Source organism: Nitrosomonas sp., assembly GCF_040256045.1.
Lineage (GTDB): Bacteria > Pseudomonadota > Gammaproteobacteria > Burkholderiales > Nitrosomonadaceae > Nitrosomonas.
Map to the genome: position 1 here is coordinate 22129 of NZ_JBDZWD010000026.1, position 8026 is coordinate 30154.

An 8026-nucleotide genomic window follows, 5' to 3' on the forward strand; every position below is an offset into this window, starting at 1 on the left:
CAATCCCATGACAGAAGAATCACTTATTGAATACCCTTGCGATTTTCCAATAAAAATCATGGGGAAATCGCAACAGGGGTTCACCCAGTCTGTTCTGGCTATCGTCAAAACCTACGCACCTGATTTTGACGACACCACCCTTGAAGTTCGCCCCAGTAAAAATGGCACTTATCTGAGCCTCACTTGCACAATCCAGGCAACTTCACGCACACAACTGGATTCTCTCTATCAGGCATTGCATGATCATCCAATGGTAACCATGCTGCTTTAAGCAGCTCAGCACCGGCAATCTTCATGCTCATTACAGCAACAAAATCGATCTGCAAGAAAATAAATTCAGCTCTGGACGATTTACTCACGAGTTGAATCATGAACCGGGCAACAGGCAATATATTCACCGTTACTGTAAAAAATATGGGGATCACGGAGTACCTCACTGCCTGGCAAGCTATGAAAAATTTTACAGCACAGCGCACCTGTGAAACCCCGGATGAGATCTGGCTGCTGGAACATCTACCCGTTTACACCCAAGGAATCGCCGGAAAACCTGAACACCTGCTTTTCCCGAATCAAATCCCGGTCATCAAAACCGACCGGGGAGGACAAATCACCTATCACGGTCCGGGACAGATCATCCTCTACCTGTTACTGGATTTGCACCATTGGCAACTGAACATCAGGCAACTGGTCAGAAAAATGGAAGGGGCCGTGATAGACTTGCTGAATGAATACGATGTCATTGCGCGAGGTGATGAAAATGCGCCTGGTGTTTATGTCCATGGTGCCAAAATTGCCTCTTTAGGATTGAAAATCAGGCGCGGAGCCTGTTACCACGGCATAGCCTTCAATGCTGACATGGATCTTACACCCTTCACTGCGATCAACCCCTGTGGTTATCGGGGTTTGCGCGTTACACAAGCGAAAGACCTGGGTATAACAGATAGCAAAGAGATACTTGCCACCAAACTGGCACAGAATTTCATTGATCAACTAACCGATGCTTAATAAAGGATAACCATTATTCATGGCTGCTGACACCCATCAACGAGGTGCTGCCAAAACGGCGCGCAACCCCGTCAAAATCGATCTTGAACAATCGGGGCAGTTGTTACGCAAGCCTTCCTGGATTCGTGTACGTTCACCCAACAGCCAGAAATATCTGGAAGTAAAACGTCTGCTCCGTGAAAACAGGTTACATACCGTTTGTGAGGAGGCCTCCTGCCCGAATATCGGGGAATGTTTTGGTCGTGGCACAGCAACATTCATGATACTTGGTGATCTGTGCACCAGACGCTGCCCATTCTGTGATGTGGCACACGGCCGGCCTCATGCCCCCGATCCTGATGAGCCGATGCACCTGGCCAATTCTATTGCAGTGTTGAAGCTCAATTATGTCGTTATTACCAGCGTGGATCGTGATGACCTCAGAGATGGTGGTGCACAGCACTTCGCAGACTGTATCCATGCAATTCGTACCCAGTCTCCACAAACACGGATCGAGATTCTCGTCCCTGATTTTCGCGGCAGACTGGAAGTTGCACTGGAAAAACTATCTGTCTGCCCCCCTGATGTGATGAATCATAATCTGGAAACCGTACCGCGCCTGTATAAGCAGTGCCGGCCGGGCGCAGACTACATACATTCATTGCAGTTGCTCAAAGACTTCAAGGCAGCCTTCCCTCATATCCCAACTAAATCCGGTCTGATGCTGGGGCTGGGAGAAACTAATGAAGAAATCATCGAAGTCATGCGCGATTTACGTGCACACCAGGTTGATATGCTGACCATTGGCCAGTATCTGCAGCCTAGCAAAGGACATCACCCCGTTACGCGTTATGTCTCACCCGAAGATTTCAAAACATTTGAACGCATCGCCACGAACCTTGGATTCAGCCATGCCGCCTGCGGTCCGATGGTGCGTTCGAGTTACCATGCCGATCAACAGGCGCACGAAGCTGGCATCGAATAAAAATAGCCGATCCAGGGACGATCTACCTCTTCTTATATCACACCACCTTGGATAGCCCCGGGATTATATTCATTCTCCGATTCGAATGCAGAATTATCATCATGGTCCATACTGACTAAGGGATCGGAGAAAGGCTCTTCATCAAATGCTTTGTCACCTTCTTCAATCGCAATACCATGAGGTTTGAGTCCGACAAAATCATATCGGTTGGTATCCGCCAAATGTGAAAGCTGAATATTCTGTAAAGCAGTGAACATCGTTTCAAGCCTGCCAGGATATTTTTTATCCCATTGCTGCATCATTTCTTTGATCACTTGCCGCTGCAGGTTCGGCTGGGAACCACACAAATTACACGGAATGATAGGAAACTGTGCATGCCAGGCGTAAGCCGCCAGATCCTTTTCCTTGCAATACGCCAGCGGCCGGATCACCACATGACATCCATCATCGCTCACCAGTTTGGGAGGCATCGCTTTCAGCTTACCTCCGTAAAACATGTTCAGAAAAAAGGTCTCCAGAATATCATCCCGATGATGCCCCAACGCAATCTTGGTAGCGCCCAGCTCGGTCGCCACCCGGTAAAGCACGCCTCTGCGTAAACGAGAACACAGGCTGCAGGTTGTTTTTCCTTCTGCGATCACCCGCTTTACAACACTGTAAGTATCCTGTTCCACGATACGAAAGGGCATATTTATTTCTGACAGATAGCTCGGCAATACATATTCAGGAAAACCCGGTTGCTTCTGATCCAGATTGACAGCAATTAGCTCAAAATCCAATGGCGCATGCGCCTGTAGATTGCGCAAGATATCCAGCAGTGTGTAGCTATCCTTACCACCGGACAGACACACCATAATCCGGTCACCTTGCTCGATCATGTTGAAATCGGCAATAGCAGTTCCAACAAGGCGCCGCAACCTCTTGCGTAATTTGTTGGCGTTATAATCAGCTTTTCTGGAAAGTGCTTCTGCAACCATATGGGTTCCGGGTATATGTAACAGAGAATACAAACGAAAAATAAATGGAATCAGAATGCAGGGAAATGTTCGTGTAATATTAATATTCAGGCAAAACAATAACTAGCAATTCCGGTCTTCTGTCCACAATGGGGAACATATGAAAAAAACTTTGATCGTATCCTTCATACTTTTTTGGCTGGGATCTGTTGGCGCTTATGCTACAGCAAACCACAGCCATGCAGCAATCGGTGAACCAGGTGTTCAGGAAAACGTCACACGCACTATCAGACTTGAAGTATACGAATACCGCTTCTCACCCTCTGAAATCAATATCAAACAAGGTGAAACCGTCCGATTCATTGTCAAAAATACGGGAAAAAAGAAACATGAAATGATGATAGATACCATCCAGCATCTTAGAGAGCATGAAAAAATGATGCGCGAGCACGACCATGGCGCACATACTGAACCTAATCAGATAATACTCGAACCCGGTGAAGAAAAAGAGTTGATATGGCGTTTCACTCAAGCAGGAACTATCGACTTCGCTTGTCCGGTCCCCGGCCATTTAAAAGGAATGCAAGGCAAAATTATTGTGGAGAGCAAATGAAAGTACAATTTAACAGATTCCTTACCCGTTCCTTACTGACCGCTGCATTGACAGGAATCGCCAGCATGGCAACCGCAGCGACTATGGAAGTATACAAAAGCCCGACTTGCGGCTGTTGCGCCAAATGGGTCGATCACATGCGTGACAACGGATTTACCGTCAACATCCACGACATTGGTAACGATGAAGCCAGAGCAGAAGCCGGCATCCTCCCCGAGCTCGGGTCATGCCACACCGCTCTGGTCAATGGCTACGCCATAGAAGGACATGTCCCTGCGGATGACATCAAGCAACTTCTGAAAGAACGTCCCCGTGCAGTCGGACTATCGGCGCCCGGCATGCCACATGGTTCTCCCGGTATGGAAACCGGACGTGTCGATTCCTATAATGTATTGCTGATCAGGAAGCCTGGAGATAAGCGCAGTGCAACCGAGATTTACAACCGATACGGCCCGGGAAAATCTGGAGCCGCGGAGAAAATATCTGAAGACAGCACAACCGAGTCAGTGTTAAGGCTCAAATAACGTAATGCCTGCAAGAATTCTACTGCTTGTACCCCTGCTCCTCATGGCCGCCTGCTCAGAGCAGCCCGATACCAGTCAGGCAGGCAACACACTGACACTGGATCAAATTCTGGGCAGAGACTCGTCCCCGGAACAAATCGCACGTAATTTTGATCCCGAACAGATTGCGCGTGGACAGACCATCTTCCGGAAAAATTGCGCAAGATGCCATGGACAAAATGCGGAAGGTACTCCGGACTGGCGCAAACCGCTGGAAAATGGCAGATATCCACCACCACCACTGGATGGAACTGCCCATGCCTGGCATCATTCCACCGAAGAACTGAAACGCTTCATACTGAACGGCGGCCCCCCCGGCGAAGGTCGCATGCCCGGCTGGGCAGGTATCCTCAAAGATCAGGAAATCGATGACATTCTGGTCTGGATTAAATCCCTGTGGCCGGATGAAATCTATCAGGGTTGGTATACCAGAATCGAGAACAGGCCGAAGTAATGTGCCAGAACCACTTTCCTAGAGTTCTGCAGCCAGCTTTGCAGATCGTGTAACGCTACTACTCTGGCGCATTCATTCCGTTTAAAATCAACATTCTTCACAGAAAGTCATCTGCCAGATGACTTTCCGGTACTTCTTTTTTGCTGCTGCAAATAATTCAGATCGCCACACAGATCAAATATTTCTCTCACGTGTTTTTCTCCAGAATTTTTGCTATTTCGGAGTAAGGATTACTATGGGCCAATGCACCATCGGAGTACTACAACGACGTAGTCTCCACTATCCGCCACCTATCCAAGCCGATTCTACCGAAATAACACTGGGATATCACGTCAACAATAGTTGACTCTGATACCGAAGAACAGGTGCAGTAATTTCGATTAGCAGCATCAGAATATGGACTAGCTATTCTTATATCGTCCACTCGTCATATATTTGTCACACACATATCATAATGTGACGTCATGGCGCGTCACAGGATCGGATGATTGAGTCCCAGCCATGGCTAGAGATCAAGCTGATCATGATCATGGAAGAAACAAGCATGCATGCAGAAAATCATTGAAATACTCGTCGAACACGAGTTGGATCGTTCAAATAAACCAAAGAAATGAGTTCAAAGTCCGCGAATTACTATATGTCGGTCGAGCAATTGAATAATCTGACAGATAGCAACATTCAGGGGTTGGTGCCGATACTGGATTGGGACAAAGACGAATACAGTTTCGCGATCCTTGATTACTTTGAGCAAAACCTGCGAAAATCGCAAAGGCTGTTATTCGTAATTGATGAGCAAATGGAGTTGTTGACAACGGAAGGGGCGATTCTGAGCCAGCACGCCAGACCGGATACTCGATTTGTCACGGAATTTCAAGAAGGGCCGGTAAAGGAAGCGCTAACGGACCTGTCACCGCTCCGGGCGCTTATCACCGTAGCGTCGGGCACAATGAGAAACGGAAAACTCACGCTGATCGACAATGAGGGCAAAACTCACGCACGAGCCGGGCTGCGGGAGCTCATGCCAATCAGCGGCAAAGCAGTCGTACTGATCGCACCACAGGGGCTGCGCGGCTACGATCAAGCGCTGGACGATCTAACAGCGCACATACGCACCAGTGGCGGGACATCATTGACCGCAGGCAACCTTTATCGGATGATTGATCACGCTTGTGTCAACTACGTTGCCAAGCCAACAGTCGATATCCGTCAGGAGGAAACTGCCTTCGATACGGCAACCAACCTAATCGACAGCTATCTCCCTATCGTCCGGGTGAATGAATACGGCATCATCCATGATCTCGATACTGAATTCCTACATGACTACCGTATTGCCCTGCGCAAGATCCGCTCAGTACTGAGCCTCTTCAAGGGTGTTTATGACATTGACCAGACTCACCAACTCAAAATGCGCTTTTCCGCGCTGATGACTCCCACGGGGCCGCTTCGTGATCTTGATGTCTATCTGCTGGAGCAGGAATCTTTCTACTCGCTCGTGCCCTACACGATGCATAGCGGGCTGGATGCAATGTTTTCGCTAATGCGCAGCAGACGCACGGACGAACAGGCGCGCCTAGCGACTTACCTCAAGACTAGTCGCTACAAAAAAGAGATAAAAGCACTCACGAAACTGTTCTCGAAGAAGCGTAAACTGAAACCGGGGCCCAATTCCAGTCGCACCTCCTACGATTTCGCCTGTGAACTGATTTGGAAACGCTATCGCAAGATCTGCCGCCTCGCCGCAACTATAAATGTTGCTACTCCAGACCAGGAAATCCATCAGTTGCGCATCGAATGCAAGAAACTACGCTATCTGATGGAATTCTTCAGTCCTGTTTTCCCACAAGAACCATTTGACAGCTTGCTGAAATCATTGAAACGACTTCAGGACTCACTGGGTCTGTTCAACGACTGCGTGGTTCAACAGATCAACCTTCAGGCATTTGTCGATGACCTCAGTGACGAACAGCACAAGCTCGAAATCACGCAGAGCATTGGTTCGCTGATTACTATTCTGTACCAACATCAATCCGCCGAGCGTGAAAAAATCACGGATGCCTTTGGGCGTTTCAGCAGTAGCCGCATGCAGCGGTCTTTCCGCACATTGTTCCGAAGTAGAGAGGAGTTCTAGATGCAGATCATTGCCTGTTATTCCAACAAAGGTGGAGTCGGGAAGACTGCTACCGCTGTCAATCTTGCCTATGCCTTCGCAACATCTGGCCGGAGGACGCTGCTATGCGATCTTGATCCACAAGGTGCATCAGGATTTTACTTTCGCGTGAAACCATCGAAAAAACTGACAGAAGCGCGCTTTTTCGAGGATGTCGAACATTTTACCAAGTCGATACGCGGCAGCGATTACGACAATCTCGATATTCTGCCCGCGAACATGAGCTTTCGCGATTTCGATGTCTTTCTGTCGAAGATGAAAGATGCACGTTCACGTCTGAAAAAAGCTCTGAAAGCAGTAAAAAGTGACTACGATATCGTGCTGCTCGACTGTCCTCCTAACATCTCTATTCTGTCGGAAAATGTCTTCCGCGCGGCAGATGCGGTCGTGACACCCGTGATTCCCACGACACTTTCGCAACGCACTTTCGAACAGTTGCTGGAGTTCTTCCGCGAACACGATCTGCTGATGGAAAAGATTCATGCCTTCTTCTCGATGGTCCAGGGAACTAAAAGCTTGCATGGAGAGATGATCGTTGAACTGACACACAACTATCCCAAACGAATCATGGCCGCAAAAATTCCCTTCGCTTCCGAAATCGAGCGGATGGGAATGTTACGTGCACCTGTTCTCGCGACTGCACCAAACAGTCCGGCAGGTAAGGCATATCAGGCACTGTTCGATGAACTTCTTGAGCGGATAGCGCCGTGACCGAGATCGAACGCAAGTTTCTTGTGGCAACTTTCCCTGATGGCGAATTGCACGCTGTTCCGCTCCGCCAGGGCTATCTGACCACCCCTACAGATTCGGTCGAGCTGCGCCTGCGTCAACGAGACACAGAGTATTTCATGACGCTGAAATCCGAGGGCGGATTATCGCGGCAGGAGTATGAAATCCCGGTCGACGTGGCTCAGTTCGAGGCATTGTGGCCAGCTACAGAAGGCCGACGCGTAGAGAAGACCCGATACAGTGGAACATTACCCGGGGGGGAATTCTTCGAACTAGACGTCTTTGCCGGACACCTGTCGCCCCTGATGCTGGTTGAGGTGGAATTCCTTTCAGAGAATGCCGCGAGAGCGTTCATACCACCGCCGTGGTTTGGGAAAGAAGTAACCGAAGACAAACGTTACAAGAATAAGGCGCTTGCTTCTTCCATTCCTTGAAGGGACGGGGCTGCCACCGCAGAGCACACCCACTACCTCAAATAAATACCCTCAAACAATTCAAGTGGCGCACCCCGCGGATATTATTTCGAACATTCAGAAAGTTCAACCGCGAACCTCCAGGACGAGATACTACAGGCA

10 protein-coding genes are annotated in these 8026 nt (G+C 48.9%); 9 read left to right on the forward strand and 1 reads right to left on the reverse strand.

From position 1 onward, the window contains the following. Positions 1–7: 7 nt before the first annotated feature. The 3 genes from ABUL11_RS06630 (at position 8) to lipA (ending at position 1969) form a co-directional block, all read left to right on the forward strand. Complete coding sequence (locus tag ABUL11_RS06630; RefSeq protein WP_350283077.1) at positions 8–271, forward strand: HP0495 family protein; 264 nt, start codon at positions 8–10, stop codon at positions 269–271. A gap of 98 nt (positions 272–369) precedes the next feature. After that, positions 370–1005 carry a lipoyl(octanoyl) transferase LipB gene (gene lipB, locus ABUL11_RS06635; protein ID WP_350283078.1) on the forward strand — a complete coding sequence of 212 codons (636 nt, stop codon included), beginning with the start codon at positions 370–372 and terminating at the stop codon, positions 1003–1005. A gap of 19 nt (positions 1006–1024) precedes the next feature. After that, positions 1025–1969, forward strand: a complete 945-nt coding sequence (gene lipA / locus ABUL11_RS06640; protein ID WP_350283079.1) for a lipoyl synthase — start codon at positions 1025–1027, stop codon at positions 1967–1969. Between the two features lie 32 nt (positions 1970–2001). On the opposite strand, the gene ttcA is transcribed toward lipA, so the two are convergent. Then, on the reverse strand, positions 2002–2946 hold the full coding sequence (ttcA, locus tag ABUL11_RS06645) for a tRNA 2-thiocytidine(32) synthetase TtcA (protein ID WP_350283080.1): 945 nt from the start codon (positions 2944–2946) through the stop codon (positions 2002–2004). Between the two features lie 139 nt (positions 2947–3085). On the opposite strand from ttcA, the gene ABUL11_RS06650 reads away from it, so the two are divergent. The 6 genes from ABUL11_RS06650 (at position 3086) to ABUL11_RS06675 (ending at position 7885) form a co-directional block, all read left to right on the forward strand. Continuing rightward, positions 3086–3538 (forward strand): cupredoxin domain-containing protein, encoded by a 453-nt coding sequence (locus ABUL11_RS06650; RefSeq protein WP_350283081.1) that lies wholly within the window; start codon positions 3086–3088, stop codon positions 3536–3538. Continuing rightward, positions 3535–4062 carry a DUF411 domain-containing protein gene (locus tag ABUL11_RS06655; RefSeq protein WP_350283082.1) on the forward strand — a complete coding sequence of 176 codons (528 nt, stop codon included), beginning with the start codon at positions 3535–3537 and terminating at the stop codon, positions 4060–4062. Before ABUL11_RS06650 ends, ABUL11_RS06655 begins: the two co-directional genes overlap by 4 nt. Positions 4063–4066: 4 nt before the next feature. Next, positions 4067–4555 carry a c-type cytochrome gene (locus ABUL11_RS06660; RefSeq protein WP_350283083.1) on the forward strand — a complete coding sequence of 163 codons (489 nt, stop codon included), beginning with the start codon at positions 4067–4069 and terminating at the stop codon, positions 4553–4555. Between the two features lie 610 nt (positions 4556–5165). Then, complete coding sequence (locus ABUL11_RS06665) at positions 5166–6683, forward strand: CHAD domain-containing protein (RefSeq protein WP_350283084.1); 1518 nt, start codon at positions 5166–5168, stop codon at positions 6681–6683. Beyond that, positions 6684–7433 (forward strand): ParA family protein, encoded by a 750-nt coding sequence (locus tag ABUL11_RS06670; protein WP_350283085.1) that lies wholly within the window; start codon positions 6684–6686, stop codon positions 7431–7433. Then, positions 7430–7885: a CYTH domain-containing protein gene (locus tag ABUL11_RS06675; protein ID WP_350283086.1), complete on the forward strand. Its 456-nt coding sequence runs from the start codon at positions 7430–7432 to the stop codon at positions 7883–7885. The genes ABUL11_RS06670 and ABUL11_RS06675 overlap by 4 nt, the downstream gene beginning before the upstream one ends. Positions 7886–8026 lie beyond the last annotated feature (141 nt).